Here is a 14,863-nt window from a genome sequence, read left to right on the forward strand (position 1 = left end):
CCTTCGGCCTCGCGGCCCTGGCCGCCGCGCTGCATCGGCCGGAGCCGCGGTTCTGGCGCCGGCTGCTGCATGTCGAGATGTTCGTGCTGCTGCTGTTCGTGACGCTGCCCTTCACGGTGGCCGGCCCCGCCGTCGCCACGCTCGGGCCGCTGACGGTGAGCGGCGCGGGCCTGTGGCGCGCCACGCTGGTCGCGCTCAAGGTGTCGGCCTCCGTGCTGCTCTTGCGGGTCCTGCTCGGCGATCTGGAACCGGAACGCCTCGGCGGGGCCTTGCGGGCGCTGCTGGTGCCGGAGCGGCTCGCCCATTTGTTCGTGATGACCGCCCGCTATGTCGCGCTGATCCGTGACGAGGCGCGCCGCCTGATGGACGCGATGCGCGCGCGCAGCTTCCGGCCGCGCTCCAGCCGCCACACCTGGCGCAGCTATGGCAACCTTCTCGGCATGATCCTGGTGCGCGCGCTCGAGCGGGCGGAGCGCGTGCAGGAGGCGATGCTCTGCCGCGGCTATGCGGGGCGCTATCGCAGCCTGCCGCTCGACGCGCCGCGGCCGCGCGACTGGGCCTCCTTCGCGCTGCTCTCGGGCGCCGCAATCCTCGCAGTGGTGATCGACCGGCTATGAACCCGCTTCTCGAACTCACCGGTCTGACGGTCGTGCGCGACGGAAGCCCCGTGCTGACCGGGGTCGACCTGACGCTGCGCCCCGGCGAGCGGGTCGCGCTGGTCGGCCCCAACGGCGCGGGCAAGACCACCCTGCTGCGCGCCATCATCGGGCTGGAGCCGGTCGCGGCCGGCAGGATCCGCCTGTTCGGCGAGGAGTGCGCGACGGAGCCGGCGTTCCGCAAGTTCCGTCCGCGCATCGGCTTCCTGTTCCAGGACAGCGACGACCAGCTGTTCTGCCCCACGGTGGTCGAGGACGTCGCCTTCGGGCCACTCAATCTCGGCCTCGGCGCCGCGGAGGCGGAGCGGGAGGCGGTCGCGACGCTCGAGGAGCTCGGCGTCGGCCATCTGGCGCAGCGCGTCACGCATCGGCTGTCCGGCGGAGAGAAGCGCCTCGTGTGCCTCGCGGGCCTGCTCGCCATGAAGCCGGACGTGATGATGCTCGATGAGCCGACCAACGGCGTCGACGAGGAGCATGGCCGCCAGTTGCGGCAGGCGCTTCTCGACTGCCCGGCCGCGCTGCTGCTCGTGTCCCACGATTCACAGTTCGTCGGGGGACTGGCGACCCGGGCGATGGTCATCCGGCAGGGCCGGCTGCTGCGGGCGGAGATCCACGATCACCCGCACGTCCACCAGCATTTTCACATACATCTGGCGCATGATGATCGCGGCGACGCTGAGCGAAATTGATCTAAGTCAATACTGGACCTTCTTCTTTTTTGCATCTTGGGCTGGATGAGTATCGCGTCCGCGGTACAATATTACATTGCAGGCGGCCTTGTAGAATACGCCGCCGTCAAGGCTGTACGATCTCGCAGGCCGATCCGGAAACGCCGTCTCGCCGGACGTGGGAGGTCGTCCTCATCGAGGAAACCGCTCATGCATTTCACGCCACGTGAAATCGACAAGCTCCTCATCTACACGCTCGCCCAGGTCGCGCAGAAGCGTAAGGACGCGGGACTGAAGCTCAATCATCCCGAAACCGTCTCGCTCATCGCGGTCGCCGCGCTCGACGGCGCCCGCGCCGGCAAGACCGTCGAGGAGGTGATGGAGATCGCCGGCAAGGCGATCACCCGCGGCGACGTCATGGAGGGGGTCGTGGAGATGATCCCCTACGTGCAGGTCGAGGCCGTCTTCACCGACGGCAGCCGCCTCGTCACCGTGCACAATCCCATCAAGTAGTGGCTCTGGGAGAGGTCAGCATGAGCAAGAACCAGCAGAACCAGAACCAGAAAAAGGCGGGAGTGGGCGGCCTTGTTCTTGGCGACGGCGACATCGAGATCAACGCCGGCTATCCGACGACCAAGATGAAGGTGCGCAACACCGGCGATCGGCCGGTCCAGGTCGGCTCCCATTTCCACTTCTTCGAAGTGAACGCGGCGCTCGAGTTCGACCGCGAACACGCCTTCGGCAAGCGGCTCAACATTCCGGCTACCACGGCGCTGCGCTTCGAGCCCGGCGACGAGAAGGAGGTGGTGCTCGTGCCCTTCCAGGGCAAGCAACGGGTGCTGGGCTTCAACGGCCTCGTCAACGGCTGGGTCGGCGACGAGAACTACAACGACTATCGACCCCGCCTGACAGACGCCCTCGAGCGCGCCAAGCGCTACGGCTTCAAGATCAAACCGTAAGGGGCGGCGACGTCCCCGAAATGGAGCTCCGGAGATGGTCAAGATCTCGAGGCAGCAATACTCCGACCTTTACGGCCCCACCACCGGCGACAAGGTGCGGCTCGCCGACACTGATCTCTACATCGAGATCGAGAAGGATCTGCGCGTCTATGGCGAGGAGGCCGTCTATGGCGGCGGCAAGACGCTGCGCGACGGAATGGGCTACGACAACGAGCTCACCAGCGCGGCCGGCGCTCCCGACATCATCATCACCAACGTCACCGTGCTCGACGCCATCCAGGGCGTCATCAAGGCCGACGTGGGCGTCAAGAACGGGCTGATCTGCGGCATCGGCAAGGCCGGCAACCCCTCCACCATGTCCGGCGTGACCCCCGGTCTCGCGCTCGGGCCCGGGACCGACGCCATCTCGGGCGAGCACCTCATCCTCACCGCGGGCGGCATCGACGCCCATGTCCACTACATCTCGCCGCAGCAGGGGCTGGCGGCCCTGTCCAACGGCGTGACCACGCTGTTCGGCGGCGGCATCGGGCCGAGCGACGGCACCAACGGCACAACCATCACGCCGGGCACCTGGAACATCGAGATGATGCTCCGCTCGTTCGACGCCTGGCCGGTCAACGCCGGCGTGCTCGCCAAGGGGAACGGCTCGGCGCCGGTTCCGCTGGAGGAGCAGCTCCGCGCCGGCGCGGCGGGTTTCAAGATCCATGAGGACTGGGGGTCGACCCCGGCCGCGATCCGCAACGCGCTCACCGTGGCGGACAATTACGACGTCCAGGTGTGCATCCACACGGACACGCTCAACGAGTCCGGCTTCGTCGAGAACACGATCGCGGCCTTCGAGGGCCGAACGATCCACACCTATCACACGGAAGGCGCCGGCGGCGGGCACGCTCCGGACATCATCCGCGTCGCCGCGCTGTCGAACGTCATACCGAGCTCGACCAATCCGACGCTGCCCTACGGCGTCAACTCGCAGGCCGAATTGTTCGACATGACGATGATCTGTCACAATCTTAGCCCGAAGATCCCCACCGACGTGGCCTTCGCGGAGAGCCGCGTTCGCCCCGAGACGATCGCCGCGGAGAACGTGCTCCACGACCTTGGGGCGATCTCCATTCTTTCCAGCGACAGTCAGGCGATGGGGCGCGTCGGCGAGAACTGGGCGCGCACCATGCAGACGGCGGATCTGATGAAGCAGCGTCGGGGCGCCTACAAGGGCGACAACTCCGGCAATGACAACGAACGCGTCCTGCGCTTCGTCGCCAAGGTCACCATCAATCCCGCCATCGCGCAGGGCGTGTCGCACGTCATCGGCTCCGTCGAAGTCGGCAAGATGGCGGACCTTGTGCTCTGGGAGCCGGCGTTCTTCGGCGCGAAGCCGAAGATGGTCATCAAGGGCGGCATGATCTCCTGGGCCCTGATGGGTGATCCGAACGCGTCTCTGCCGACGCCGCAGCCGGTGATGTACCGGCCGATGTTCGGCGCCCAGGGGTCGGCTCTGACGAGAACCCGCGCGACCTTCACCTCCCACGCCGCCCTCGAGGACGGCATCGTGGAGCGGTACGAGCTGAAGTCACAGGTCGTGCCGGTCTATCGCACGCGGACGATCACGAAGAACTCGATGGTGCGCAACGTCGCGATGCCGGTCATCGAGGTCAATCCGGAGACGTTCGCCGTCACGGTCGATGGCGTTCACGCCACGATCGAGCCGGCGACCCGCCTCCCGCTCGCCCAGCTCCACTTCTTCAGCTGAGCCCTGCGTCCTGCGGTGGAGGGCCGCGGCCCCTCCACCTGAACCGGGTGACATGTCCCGTATGAATGCGAGCGATTTCCTGTGGGTGGGCGTTGGGGGCGGCATCGGCTCCCTGCTGCGCTGGCAGGTCGGCGCTCTCATCGGCCGGTGGGTCGACACGCCGTTCAAGGTCGGCACCTTTTTCATCAACGTCACGGGCGCGTTCGTGATCGCCTATATTTCCGCCCTGCTGGCGATCGGCTGGGAAGAGCGCTTCGGCACGCTCATCTCCTCGCTGGTGCTCACCGGGGTGCTTGGCGGCTACACGACGTTCAGCACCATGCAGCTCGACGCGGTCCAGATGACCGAAGCCGGGCGCAGCGCGCTGGCTTTCGTCTATCTCGTCGCATCAGTCGGCGCCGGGCTTCTCGCCGCGGCCGCCGGCGTGATGCTGGCGCACGCATAGGAGGCGGGATGCTGGCGCCGGCGCTCATCGTCTTCGTCGGTGGAGGTCTCGGAGCGATGGCGCGCGAGCTCTCCATGCTCGCGTTCGGGCGCTACAGCGCGGCCTTCCCGGTCGACATCTTCGTGGCGAACATCCTCGCCTCGTTTCTTCTCGGTCTGGTGTTCGGCCTTCATCGCGCGCGCCGGGCGTCCGACAATGCTTCGCTGCTGCTGTCGACCGGCTTCTGCGGGGGCATGTCGACCTTCTCGTCCTTCGTCTACGGCAGCTATTCGGAGATGACGAAGCCCGGCGAGTTCGGCCTCGCCCTTCTCTATGTGCTGGCAAGTCTTGTCGTCGGCTACGCCGTCACCTGGTGCGGTCTTCGGGCGGCGACCACGTTGCGCCGCGCCTGAGGCCGAACTGCTTGGAGGCAGACATGATCCTCGTCGAGGGAACGCTCGGCAATCTCCGCGATCCGCGCTGGCGGGAGCGGGCGGCGTCAGGCGCGCTCGACCTGCTGGTGCTGGAGCAGTGGGAGGCGCCGAAGAGCCGGCTGCGCAAGGCGAGCGAAGGCGGCGTCGAACTCGCCATCTCGCTGCCGCGCTCCGAGCATCTGCATGATGGAGACGTGCTGCATTACGATGAGGCGACCAGCACCGTCATCGCCGCGCGCATCGCCCTCAAGGACGTGCTGGTGATCGAGCTCGAAGGCGTCGAGAAGCTTTCGCCGCCCGAGATGCTGCGCACCTGCTTCGAGCTGGGCCATGGCCTCGGCAACCAGCACTGGCCGGCCGTCATCAAGGGGACGACCGTCTATGTGCCGCTCTCGGTCGACCAGAAGGTCATGGCGTCGGTGATGCGCACCCACGCCTTCGAGCACGTGAAGACGCATTTCGCGCCCGGCGAGGAAATCGCCGCCAGGCTGGATCCCCGCGAAGTGCGCATGCTGTTCGCCGGCGCCGACGCCACGCCGCACCACCATCACGACGCGCATCCTCACGCGCATGAACACGACCATGCGCATGAGCACGACCACGGCCATGCGCATGAGCACGACCATCCGCATGAGCATCCGCACGAGCATGACCACGGTCACGCGCACGCCCACAGCCATGAGCCGGTGAAGTGATGGCGGACCGGTCGAAAGAGCGCGGCCGCTCCCCGGGCATGGCGCATCTGGCGCGCCTGCTGCAGTTCTCGGACTCGACGCTGCCGATCGGGTCTTTCGCCTTCTCCAACGGACTGGAGTCGGCGGTGCAGACCGGGGTCGTGTCGGGCCCGGAAAGTCTGCTGGACTATGTCGATCTCATCCTGCGGCAGACGGCGCGGATGGACGGGATCGCGCTGCTCCATGCCCATCGCGCGGCGCTCGCCGGCGACCATGACGCGATCCTTCTGGCCGACGGCGAGCTGTTCTGCCGGAGGGTCGGCGAGGAGCAGCAGCTGATGCTGACCCGCGTCGGCAAGAAGTTCGCCGAGCTGGTGATGAAGATCATGCCCTCGCCTGCGCTGGAGCGCTGGCTGGCGGACATCAGGGCGAACGCGACGCCGGGCTGCCTGCCGGTCGGCCAGGCGATTGCGCTCGCCCATATGGAGGTCGACGAGGCCGAGGCCTTCGTCATGCACCAGTACGCGATCGCCTCCATGATCATGAGCGCGGCGCTGCGGCTCATGCGCATCGATCATCTCGACACCCAGCGCATCCTGTTCACCGCGCAGGGCCGCGTCGACGGCGACTATCAGGCCGTCCGCGACCGCTCGCTCGATGAGATGGCGTCGTTCGCTCCGGTGTTCGACGTCCTGGTCGCCCATCACACGACGACGCATGTCCGCCTGTTCATGAACTGAACCCGGCGCCGGCGAAGGAGCCGTCCAATGAAGAAGATCACGCGCATCGGCATCGGCGGCCCGGTCGGCTCGGGCAAGACCGCCGTGATCGAGACGATCACCCCGCGGCTGATCGATCTCGGCATCAAGCCGCTGATCATCACCAATGACGTCGTCACCACCGAGGACGCCAAGCAGGTGCGCCGCACGCTCAACGGCATCCTGGTCGAGGAGAAGATCGTCGGGGTCGAGACTGGCGCCTGCCCGCACACGGCGGTGCGCGAGGACCCCTCGATGAACATCGCCGCCGTCGAGGAGCTCGAGGAGGCCTATCCGGACAGCGACGTGATCCTGATCGAGTCCGGCGGCGACAACCTGACCCTGACCTTCAGCCCGGCGCTTGCGGATTTCTACATCTACGTCATCGACGTCGCGGCGGGCGACAAGATCCCGCGCAAGAACGGCGCCGGCGTCTGCCAGTCCGACATCCTCGTCATCAACAAGAAGGACCTCGCCCCCTATGTGGGCGCGAGCCTCGAAGTCATGGACCGCGACTCCAGGCTGATGCGCGGCAAGAAGCCGTTCATCTTCACCAACTGCAAGACCGGCGAGGGCGTCGACGAGCTGATCCGCCTCATCCTCGACCTGGCGCTGTTCGACGTGAAGGTCGCTGAGCCCCGCAAGGTGGACGCCTGAGGCATGGCGCTTCTCGAGCAGCTCGGACGTCTCGACTCGGCGCGGGAGCTGCGTGACTTCCAGTCGGAGCCGGCGCAGATGCGCGCGGCCGGGCCGGGCAAGGTCGGAGAGCTGCGGCTCGGCTTCTCGCTGCGCGACGACCGTTCGGTGTTGCACGACCTTTATCGCGTGGCGCCGCTTCTGGTGCAGCAGGCGCTGTACTGGGACGAGGGGATGCCGGAACTGCCGATCTGCTCGATCATCTCGATCGGCGGCGGCATCCTCCAGGGCGACCGCTACCGGATCGACATTTCGGTCGCCGAGGGGGCGTGCGCCCACGTCACCTCGCAGAGCGCCAATAGAATTCACCAGATGGACGCGAACTACGCCTCGCAGCACCAGACGGTGACGCTGGAGAGCGGGGCATATCTCGAATACCTGCCGGACTTCACCATCGCGTATCGCGACTCCCGCTTCATCAATCACAGCGACATCGTCATCGCCGAAGATGCGACGCTGCTCTACGGCGAGATGATGCTGGCGGGCCGCAAGCATCACCATGCGGATGAGCGCTTCGGCCTCGATCTGCTGTCGGTGGCGGTGGCGGTGCGCCGCCCGGACGGCCGCAAGCTGTTCGCCGAAAAAATCCTGATCGAGAAGGGCGACCCCACGATCGACTATGCGGCCGTGATGCGCGGCTACGACGCCTTCGCCAACATCATGTGCCTGACGCCGCCCGCCGTCGCGGCCCGCATCCGGGACCGCTACGAGACCAATTTCCCGCCGGAGGCGCCGCGCGCGATCTCCGGGGTCTGCCGCCTGCCCAACGACGCCGGACTGATGCTGCGCGCGGTGGGCGAGGAAACCTACGACGTGCGCAACGAGGTGCGCCGGTTCTGGCGCATCGTCCGCGAGGAGGCGCGCGGCCGGACGCTTCCAGAAGAGTTCCTCTGGCGCTGACAGAAGGAAACGTCATGGCCCAGCAGAGCAGCAATATCGCCGTCGAATTCCTGAAGGGGGCCAGTCAGGTGTTCTTCATGGAGAACGCGGCCACGGGCGCCCTGTTCTTCGTCGCCATGGCCTACGCCTCCTATGTCACCGGCGTCTGGGCGACCACGATCGGCGCCGCGGTCGGCGTCGTGGTCGCGACGCTCACCGCCCGGCTCATGGATTGCGACGAGAAATCCGTGGCGTCCGGACTCTACGGCTTCAACGGGATCCTGGTCGGGGCCGCGCTGCCGACCTTCATCGCCGCGTCGCCTCAACTGTGGATCTACGTCGTCGTCGGCGCCGCGGTCAGCACCGTGGTCACCGCCGCCTTCAGCGCCACGCTGACCGCGCGATGGGAGATTCCGGGATCGACCGGGCCGTTCGTGCTGACCGGGTGGCTCCTGGTGGCCGGCGCCTACGCCTTCGGCGGGCTGGACGTCACCGGGGACGAGCCGAAGCTCGCCACCGATTACGTGCAGGGGCTGGCGGCCGTTCCCGGGCCGCTCGAACTCGTCGAGATCTTCTTCCGCAACATCGGGCAGGTCTATCTGCTCGGAAGCGCGGTCTCCGGGGCGATCATCCTGCTCGGCGTGTTCATCGCGTCGATCCCTGCAGGCGTCGCGGCGGCGGCGGGCTCGCTCATCGCGATGCTGGTGGCGATCGGAATGGGCGCCGATCCGGCGACCGTGAGCCAGGGGCTCTTCGGCTTCAGTCCGGTGCTGACGGCGATGGCCGTGGGCGTGATCTTCATGAAGACTTCGCCGAGGGTGGTCGTCTATGCGGCGCTCGCGACCGTGACCACCGTCTTCGTGCAGGGCGCGCTCGACGTGATGGTGGCGCCGGCGGGCATTCCGTCCTTCACGGCGCCCTACGTCCTGACGATGTATCTCTTCATCGCCCCGAAGAAACTTCTGGCGCCGCACCCGCATCGCCCTGTGTCGGATCATCTCTTCGGACATCGGCATGCCGAAAAGAGTCCGTCCACGAAGACGACTTGAGCAGGATCAGGGCGCGGCGACCGACAACAGGGTGATGTGGGCGGCACACGGGCCCGCGGGGTTCGAGCGCGGCCGGGCGACGGTTCCGGGCGCGCGCGTCGGAAAGGGGAACTGGTATGCAAGCGATCAACGCGGGCGATACCGCCTTCATGCTCCTGTGCACCGCCCTGGTCTGCATGATGACCCCGGCGCTAGCGCTGTTCTACGGCGGCCTGGTCAAGCAACGCGACATGCTGTCGATCATGATCCAGAACTTCGTATGCATCGGCGTCGTCGGGCTGATCTGGGTGTTCGGCGGCTTCAGTCTCGCCTTCGGGCCTGACGTCGGCGGCTTCATCGGAAGCATCGCGCCTTATTTCGGCATGTATCACGTCGGCGTTCAGCCCAATCCGGACCTTGGGCCGAATGTCCCGTTCATCATGGTCTTCGCCTATCAGATGATGTTCGCCATCATCACGCCAGCGCTGATGACTGGCGCGTTCGTCGGGCGGTTCCGCTTCGGCGCCTATCTGTTCTTCATCGCCTTCTGGACCATCTTCGTCTACCTGCCGGCGGCGCACTGGATCTGGGGCGGCGGCTTTCTGGCGACGTTCGGCGTCGTCGACTTCGCCGGGGGCATCGTCATTCACACCTCGGCGGGTTTCTCCGCGCTGGTGACGGCCGGCTATCTCGGCAAGCGCAAGCTCGCCCCAGGCGAGAGCGAGAGCGCGCCGGCCAGCCTGCCGCTCGTGGCGCTTGGCGCCGGCCTGCTGTGGTTCGGCTGGTTCGGCTTCAACGCCGGCGGCGCCTACGCCGCAGACGCGCTGGCGGCCTACGCCTTCACCAACACGATGCTGGCCGGCTCCATCGCGATGCTCGTCTGGATGTTCTGGGAATGGCGCGAGAGCGGGCACCCGTCCTTTTCCGGCGTCCTGGTCGGCGCGGTGGCGGGCCTCGCCACCATCACGCCCGCGTCCGGCTATGTCGAGCCGATGGCGGCGCTGGTCATCGGCGCCATCGGCGCGACGGCCTGCTATCATGCCAAGCATGTGCAGGCATGGCTGAAGATCGACGACACGCTGGAGGTCTGGCGGGCGCATGGCGTCGGCGGCATGACGGGCGCGATACTGATCGGCGTGCTGGCGAGTTCGCACATCAATCAGGTGTCGGCCGGCCTCGACCAGCTCGGCGTCCAGGTGCTCGCCGTGGCGATCGTCGCGGCCTATGCGAGCCTCGTCACCTTCATCCTGCTGAAGATCCTGGATGGGCTGGGCATCCTGCGGGTGTCGGAAACCATCCAGCAGACCGGGCTGGACGAGCCGTTCTACGGCGAGGCCGCCTTCAATCTCTGGGACATGGATCGCGGAAGGCCGAAATGACGCCAGCGCGCGACATGGATGCGCCGCTCCGCCCGCCGTCCCACGCGCCTGACGCCCGCTCCGGACGCGCGCCGGAGCGGGCGAGCCTGTTCAGCCTGTTCCGCCGTCTTGCTTGCGTGCCGCAGTGGACCTGACGCTCGCGATCTTCCTTCTGGTCTACGTCGCCATGGGCGTCGGCCATATGCCGGGCCTTCGGCTCGACAGGACCGGCGCGGCGATGGTCGGCGCGATGCTGCTCATCGCGACCCGGGAAATCTCGCCCGCCGCGGCGTGGGCGTCGGTCGACTTCCGGGTCCTCGGCCTGCTGTTCGGCCTGATGACGGTCTCGGCCGCCTTCGTGGTCTCCGGCTTCTACGACTGGGTCGCCGTCAAGGTCGGAAATCTCAGGGTCGGGCCGAAAGGGCTCCTCGCGATACTGATCGCCGTCACCGCCGCCATGGCGGCCCTGCTGAACAAGGATGTGGTGGCGGTCGCGATGACGCCGATCTTCTGCTCGGTCTGCGTGGAGCGGCGACTTAACCCGCTGCCCTTTCTGCTCGCCTTCTGCTTCGCGGCCAATTTCGGCTCCGCCGCGACCCTCCTTGGCAGCCCGCAGAACATGATCGTCGCCGAGACGCTGGAGCTTTCCTTCGCCAGCTTCATGGCGGCGACGGCGCTCCCGGCCGTGCTCAGCCTGCCTCTGACCTGGATCGTCATCGTCCTTTTCTATCGCGGGCGATGGCGCCTGTCCGAAGAAACGGCGCCCGCCGGCGCGACCGCTCCGGCCCCACAGACGCCCGTGGAATTCGATCGTGGCGAGACCATCAAGACCGGCTTGGTGACCATCGCCATCCTGGCGGCGTTCCTCTTCAGCGACCTGCCGCAGATGCTGGTCGCCCTGATGGGGGCGAGCGTCCTGCTCATCAGCCGCCGCGTCGCCTCGAGCAATATGCTGCATCACGTCAACGGCGACCTGCTGCTGCTGCTGTTCGGACTGTTCGTGGTCAACGGCGCGCTCGCCGCGACGGGACTTCCCGAGCAGGTGTTGCACGCGCTGCGCTCGGTGGGGCTGGATCTGCACAATCCGCCCTCAATGCTGGTCATCATGGCCGTGCTCAGCAACATCGTCGGAAACAACCCGTCCGTGATGCTGGTCGCCCCGCTGATCGGCGGCGCGCACCACCCGGAGGCGCTTGGCGCGGCGATCGTGCTGGGCACCTCGTTCTCCTCCAGCATCGTCGTCTTCGGCAGCATCGTCGGGATCGTGGTCGCCGAGGAATGCAACAAGCGCGGCATCACGCTCAGCTTCGGCGAATTCGCGCGGGCGGGCGTGCCGACATCGCTCCTGTGTCTGCTGATGGCGGCCGGCTGGATCTATCACCTCAACTGAATTCTGGGCCCATGCCGAGCCTCGGGCCTCATCGACTCCGCGGTCGCACGGCGGTAACTCCTGCGCCGCCGCGCGGAGCCCAAAGCATGTCCTATCCCAGCCTCGACCCCTCGACCCTCACCGTATTCGTCACCGGCGCGACCTCGGGCTGCGGCGAGGCGATCGCCCGCCGCTTCGCGGGCGCGGGCGCAAAGGTGATCGGCACGGGCCGCCGCCGCGAGCGGCTGGAGAAGCTCAAGACCGAACTCGGCGAGGCGTTGCATGTCGCCGAGCTCGACGTGCGGGACTATGCGGCGACCGAGAAGCTGCTGGCCGAGCTGCCGGCGCCGTTCGCGGGCGTCAACGTCGTGGTGGCGAACGCCGGCCTCGCGCTCGGCCTCGGCCCGGCCGAGACGGTTGAGATCGACGACTGGCACACGATGATCGACACCAACGTCACCGGCCTGGTGAACACCGTGCGGGCGAGCCTGCCGGGCATGATCGCCCGCGGCCGCGGGCATGTGTTCGGCGTCGGCTCGGTGGCGGGCGACTATCCCTATCCGGGAGGCAACACCTATGCGGGCACCAAGGCCTTCGTGAAGCAGTTCTTGCTCGCGACGCGCTCCGACATGCTCGGCAAGAACGTGCGGGTGACCAACATCGAGCCCGGCATGACCGAGACCGAGTTCTCGCTGGTGCGCTTCAAGGGCGACGAGGGGAGGGCGTCGAACATCTATGCCAATACGCGCGCCTTGAAGGCCGAGGACGTCGCCGAGACGATCTTCTGGTGCGCGACGCTGCCGGAGCACGTCAACATCAACCGGCTGCAGGTGATGCCGATCGCTCAGGCCTTCAGCGCCACTACGGTGCATCGCGGTTGAAACGCGCGTTTTGCGCGCAATTTCAGTAGTCGGCGAAACCAAATGGTAGGTGGTCTGGCCGCATGATCGCGGCCGGTTCGAGGGGGGTCTGCGTTGTCACTGTCGCGCGCGCGCATGGTCCAGGGCGTCCTGCTCGCGCTCGGCTACTTCCTCGTCGCCTATGTGACGCTGGTCTACGGCCGCGCCCACGGGGTGGCGGCGGTGGTGTGGCCTGCGAACGCCATGGCGCTGGGCGCGCTGATCTTCCTCAAGCGCGCCGGCTGCATGCCCGAATTCGCCGCGCTCGCCGCCTCGAACGCGCTCGCGCACTGGGTGATCGGCGACGGCGTCGGGCCCTCGATCGCGATCGGCCTCGCCAACGGCATGACGATCGGCGCGACCGGCTGGCTACTGGTCCGCACCGGCGTCACCCAGGAACAGCCGACCCGCACGCGGTCGGTGCTCGCTCTGTTCTTCATCTCCGTCGTCGGGCCGTTTCCGGGCGCGGTGCTGGGCAGCATTCCGCTCAGCTTCGCCTTCGGCCAGACGGTCGGGATCGCGCCGCTCGCCTTCTCCTGGTGGCTGATCGAGGCGGTCAACTTCCTGATCCTGCTGCCGCCCTGCCTGTTCTGGCGCAGCGCCGAGCAGCGGCGCGTCGCGGCCGAGTTCCGCCGGCGCTTCTCGAACGAGCCTTCGGCGCGGCTGAGGACGCTCGAGCTCGCCGCCGCCTCGCTGACGCTCGCCATGGCGGGCGCGCTGGTGCCGCTGACCGGCGAGCTCTGGCTGATCGAGCTGTCCGGCACGGCGCTGCTCTGGTTCGCGCTGCGCTTCGGCATGTTCTACACGGCGGTCACCGCGCTGATCTTCTCGGTCTGCGCGGTGACGAGCGCGCTGCTCGGCTACTGGCCCGGCGCCCATGACGCCAACGCGCCGCAGGTGCTGCTGCCGCTCCAGGCGATGCTGGGGCTCACCATGCTGCCGGCGCTGGTGGTCGCCGCGATCGTGTCGCAGCGCGAGCGCGCCCGCCGGGCGCTGCACGCCGACGCCCGCCGGCTCTCCTATGCGCTCGAAGGCGCCAATGACGGGCTCTGGGACTGGGATCTGCCGAGCGGCCAGGGCTTCTTCAGCCAGCGCGCCGCGCGGATGTTCGGCTACGGTCCGGAGGAGTTCAGGACCGCGTCGCGCTGGGACCTGCTGATCCACGAGGACGACCGCGGCCCCGCCAAGGCCGCGTTCGAGGCGCACGCGCGCGGCGAGACGCCGTTTTACGAGGCGGAGGTCCGATGCCGCCACAAGGACGGCAGCTGGATCTGGATCCACGACCGCGGCAAGATCGTCGAACGCGCCGCCGACGGAACCGCGATCCGCGCCGTCGGCACCTATACGGACATCTCCGAGCGCAAGCGCCTCGAAAGCGCGCTCGAGCATCTCGCCAACCATGACGCGCTGACGCAGCTCGCCAACCGCGCCGTGTTCGAGCGCGAGCTGGACCGGGCGGCCGCGCGGATGGAGCGCCATGGCGGCCGCGTCGCGGTGCTGCTGATCGACGTCGACCATTTCAAGTCGGTCAACGACACCTTCGGACACGCGGCCGGCGACGCCCTGCTGGTCACGGTCGCGCGGCGGCTGCGAAGCACGGTGCGGACCTCCGACCTGGCGGCGCGGCTCGGCGGCGACGAATTCGCCGTGGTGGCCTGCGGCCAGAGCGCGGGCGAGTTCGACATCCTGGCGGAGCGGCTGTGCGGGGCGCTGTCGGAGCCGCTGGAGGGGCCGGGCTACGTCATCAAGCCCAGCGTCTCGATCGGCGTCGCGGTCGTGAATTCCGCGTCGGCCGTCGGCGAGGAGATCGTCGCGCGCGCCGACCGCGCGCTCTATGCGGCGAAGAAGGACGGCCGGGCCACCTGGCGGTTCTTCGCCGGCGCCGGCAAGGTCGCCTGACGCGGCGTCAGGCGACGAAGCCGAGCACCTCGACGGCGAGCTCCGCATCCTCCAGCCGCTCGACGGCGGCGGTGAAATAAGGCTCGTCGCAGGGCGCGGCGACGATCAGCACCCCGTAGGGCTCGCCGCCGGCGGCGCCGAGCGAGCCCGCCACGATGCCGAGGTCGAAGCCGAGCTCGCGCGCCACGCTGGTCAGCACCGGGCGCGTCGCGCTGACGCCCTCGAAGGCGAGCCTGATCAGCGCGCGGCCGCGCGGAGTGGGCTCGTCCTGCAGCTTCTCGGCCAGGAAGGGCGGCAGCGTCGCGCCGGTCGCGGCCCCCCACGAGATCGTGCTCGTTGCCGAGCCCCGCCGGCCGCTGCTTGCGGCAGTTCAGCAGGATGCGGGCGTTCTCCAGCCCGCCGCAGGCGA

18 protein-coding genes are annotated in these 14,863 nt (G+C 67.8%); 17 read left to right on the forward strand and 1 reads right to left on the reverse strand.

The window, feature by feature from the left end; all coding sequences use genetic code 11:
• The 17 genes from cbiQ to ACIKT0_RS05480 all read left to right on the forward strand — a co-directional run.
• Positions 1-617: cobalt ECF transporter T component CbiQ (cbiQ, locus tag ACIKT0_RS05400; RefSeq protein WP_407104352.1), on the forward strand; the 617-nt coding region annotated here is incomplete at its 5' end.
• A complete protein-coding gene (locus tag ACIKT0_RS05405) occupies positions 614-1,345 on the forward strand; it encodes an energy-coupling factor ABC transporter ATP-binding protein (protein WP_407104353.1) in 732 nt (243 codons plus the stop codon). The genes cbiQ and ACIKT0_RS05405, both read left to right, overlap by 4 nt.
• A gap of 189 nt (positions 1,346-1,534) precedes the next feature.
• Positions 1,535-1,837, forward strand: a complete 303-nt coding sequence (locus ACIKT0_RS05410; protein WP_407104354.1) for an urease subunit gamma — start codon at positions 1,535-1,537, stop codon at positions 1,835-1,837.
• 20 nt (positions 1,838-1,857) lie between these two features.
• Positions 1,858-2,283: an urease subunit beta gene (locus ACIKT0_RS05415; protein WP_407104355.1), complete on the forward strand. Its 426-nt coding sequence runs from the start codon at positions 1,858-1,860 to the stop codon at positions 2,281-2,283.
• A gap of 34 nt (positions 2,284-2,317) precedes the next feature.
• Positions 2,318-4,036, forward strand: coding sequence for an urease subunit alpha (locus ACIKT0_RS05420; RefSeq protein ID WP_407104356.1), 1,719 nt, complete (start codon positions 2,318-2,320; stop codon positions 4,034-4,036).
• Positions 4,037-4,097: 61 nt separating this feature from the next.
• Positions 4,098-4,481, forward strand: a complete 384-nt coding sequence (locus ACIKT0_RS05425; RefSeq protein WP_407104367.1) for a fluoride efflux transporter FluC — start codon at positions 4,098-4,100, stop codon at positions 4,479-4,481.
• 8 nt (positions 4,482-4,489) lie between these two features.
• Positions 4,490-4,873 carry a CrcB family protein gene (locus tag ACIKT0_RS05430; RefSeq protein WP_407104357.1) on the forward strand — a complete coding sequence of 128 codons (384 nt, stop codon included), beginning with the start codon at positions 4,490-4,492 and terminating at the stop codon, positions 4,871-4,873.
• A 23-nt stretch (positions 4,874-4,896) separates the two neighbouring features.
• Positions 4,897-5,589, forward strand: a complete 693-nt coding sequence (locus ACIKT0_RS05435; RefSeq protein ID WP_407104358.1) for an urease accessory protein UreE — start codon at positions 4,897-4,899, stop codon at positions 5,587-5,589.
• Between the two features lie 38 nt (positions 5,590-5,627).
• The gene (locus ACIKT0_RS05440; RefSeq protein ID WP_407104368.1) at positions 5,628-6,308 is read left to right on the forward strand and encodes an urease accessory protein UreF; all 681 of its coding nucleotides are present in this window, start codon (positions 5,628-5,630) and stop codon (positions 6,306-6,308) included.
• A gap of 27 nt (positions 6,309-6,335) precedes the next feature.
• Entirely contained in the window at positions 6,336-6,983 is a 648-nt protein-coding gene (ureG, locus tag ACIKT0_RS05445) for an urease accessory protein UreG (RefSeq protein WP_407104359.1), read from the forward strand.
• 3 nt (positions 6,984-6,986) lie between these two features.
• Positions 6,987-7,922, forward strand: coding sequence for an urease accessory protein UreD (locus ACIKT0_RS05450; protein WP_407104360.1), 936 nt, complete (start codon positions 6,987-6,989; stop codon positions 7,920-7,922).
• Between the two features lie 14 nt (positions 7,923-7,936).
• Positions 7,937-8,950: an urea transporter gene (yut, locus tag ACIKT0_RS05455; protein WP_407104361.1), complete on the forward strand. Its 1,014-nt coding sequence runs from the start codon at positions 7,937-7,939 to the stop codon at positions 8,948-8,950.
• 116 nt (positions 8,951-9,066) lie between these two features.
• Positions 9,067-10,308, forward strand: coding sequence for an ammonium transporter (locus tag ACIKT0_RS05460; RefSeq protein ID WP_407104362.1), 1,242 nt, complete (start codon positions 9,067-9,069; stop codon positions 10,306-10,308).
• A complete protein-coding gene (locus ACIKT0_RS05465; RefSeq protein WP_407104363.1) occupies positions 10,305-10,442 on the forward strand; it encodes a hypothetical protein in 138 nt (45 codons plus the stop codon). The genes ACIKT0_RS05460 and ACIKT0_RS05465 overlap by 4 nt, the downstream gene beginning before the upstream one ends.
• The gene (locus ACIKT0_RS05470; protein ID WP_407104364.1) at positions 10,433-11,677 is read left to right on the forward strand and encodes an ArsB/NhaD family transporter; all 1,245 of its coding nucleotides are present in this window, start codon (positions 10,433-10,435) and stop codon (positions 11,675-11,677) included. Before ACIKT0_RS05465 ends, ACIKT0_RS05470 begins: the two co-directional genes overlap by 10 nt.
• Before the next feature lie 86 nt (positions 11,678-11,763).
• Positions 11,764-12,537: an SDR family NAD(P)-dependent oxidoreductase gene (locus tag ACIKT0_RS05475; protein WP_407104365.1), complete on the forward strand. Its 774-nt coding sequence runs from the start codon at positions 11,764-11,766 to the stop codon at positions 12,535-12,537.
• A gap of 93 nt (positions 12,538-12,630) precedes the next feature.
• Positions 12,631-14,454 carry a diguanylate cyclase gene (locus tag ACIKT0_RS05480; RefSeq protein WP_407104366.1) on the forward strand — a complete coding sequence of 608 codons (1,824 nt, stop codon included), beginning with the start codon at positions 12,631-12,633 and terminating at the stop codon, positions 14,452-14,454.
• A gap of 7 nt (positions 14,455-14,461) precedes the next feature.
• Here the strand turns inward: ACIKT0_RS05480 and ACIKT0_RS05485 are convergent, their stop codons facing one another.
• Complete coding sequence (locus ACIKT0_RS05485) at positions 14,462-14,782, reverse strand: NIL domain-containing protein (RefSeq protein WP_407104369.1); 321 nt, start codon at positions 14,780-14,782, stop codon at positions 14,462-14,464.
• Between the last annotated feature and the right edge of the window lie 81 nt (positions 14,783-14,863).

Source organism: Hansschlegelia beijingensis, assembly GCF_045505405.1.
Classification (GTDB): domain Bacteria; phylum Pseudomonadota; class Alphaproteobacteria; order Rhizobiales; family Methylopilaceae; genus Methylopila; species Methylopila beijingensis_A.

Bases quoted from the DNA above. Each gene is read 5' to 3' on its own strand.
- ACIKT0_RS05405 (WP_407104353.1), top strand. From the start codon at position 614: ATGAACCCGCTTCTCGAACTCACCGGTCTGACGGTCGTGCGCGACGGA.
- ACIKT0_RS05410 (WP_407104354.1), top strand. From the start codon at position 1,535: ATGCATTTCACGCCACGTGAAATCGACAAGCTCCTCATCTACACGCTC.
- ACIKT0_RS05415 (WP_407104355.1), top strand. From the start codon at position 1,858: ATGAGCAAGAACCAGCAGAACCAGAACCAGAAAAAGGCGGGAGTGGGC.
- ACIKT0_RS05420 (WP_407104356.1), top strand. From the start codon at position 2,318: ATGGTCAAGATCTCGAGGCAGCAATACTCCGACCTTTACGGCCCCACC.
- ACIKT0_RS05425 (WP_407104367.1), top strand. From the start codon at position 4,098: ATGAATGCGAGCGATTTCCTGTGGGTGGGCGTTGGGGGCGGCATCGGC.
- ACIKT0_RS05430 (WP_407104357.1), top strand. From the start codon at position 4,490: ATGCTGGCGCCGGCGCTCATCGTCTTCGTCGGTGGAGGTCTCGGAGCG.
- ACIKT0_RS05435 (WP_407104358.1), top strand. From the start codon at position 4,897: ATGATCCTCGTCGAGGGAACGCTCGGCAATCTCCGCGATCCGCGCTGG.
- ACIKT0_RS05440 (WP_407104368.1), top strand. From the start codon at position 5,628: ATGGCGCATCTGGCGCGCCTGCTGCAGTTCTCGGACTCGACGCTGCCG.
- ureG (WP_407104359.1), top strand. From the start codon at position 6,336: ATGAAGAAGATCACGCGCATCGGCATCGGCGGCCCGGTCGGCTCGGGC.
- ACIKT0_RS05450 (WP_407104360.1), top strand. From the start codon at position 6,987: ATGGCGCTTCTCGAGCAGCTCGGACGTCTCGACTCGGCGCGGGAGCTG.
- yut (WP_407104361.1), top strand. From the start codon at position 7,937: ATGGCCCAGCAGAGCAGCAATATCGCCGTCGAATTCCTGAAGGGGGCC.
- ACIKT0_RS05460 (WP_407104362.1), top strand. From the start codon at position 9,067: ATGCAAGCGATCAACGCGGGCGATACCGCCTTCATGCTCCTGTGCACC.
- ACIKT0_RS05465 (WP_407104363.1), top strand. From the start codon at position 10,305: ATGACGCCAGCGCGCGACATGGATGCGCCGCTCCGCCCGCCGTCCCAC.
- ACIKT0_RS05475 (WP_407104365.1), top strand. From the start codon at position 11,764: ATGTCCTATCCCAGCCTCGACCCCTCGACCCTCACCGTATTCGTCACC.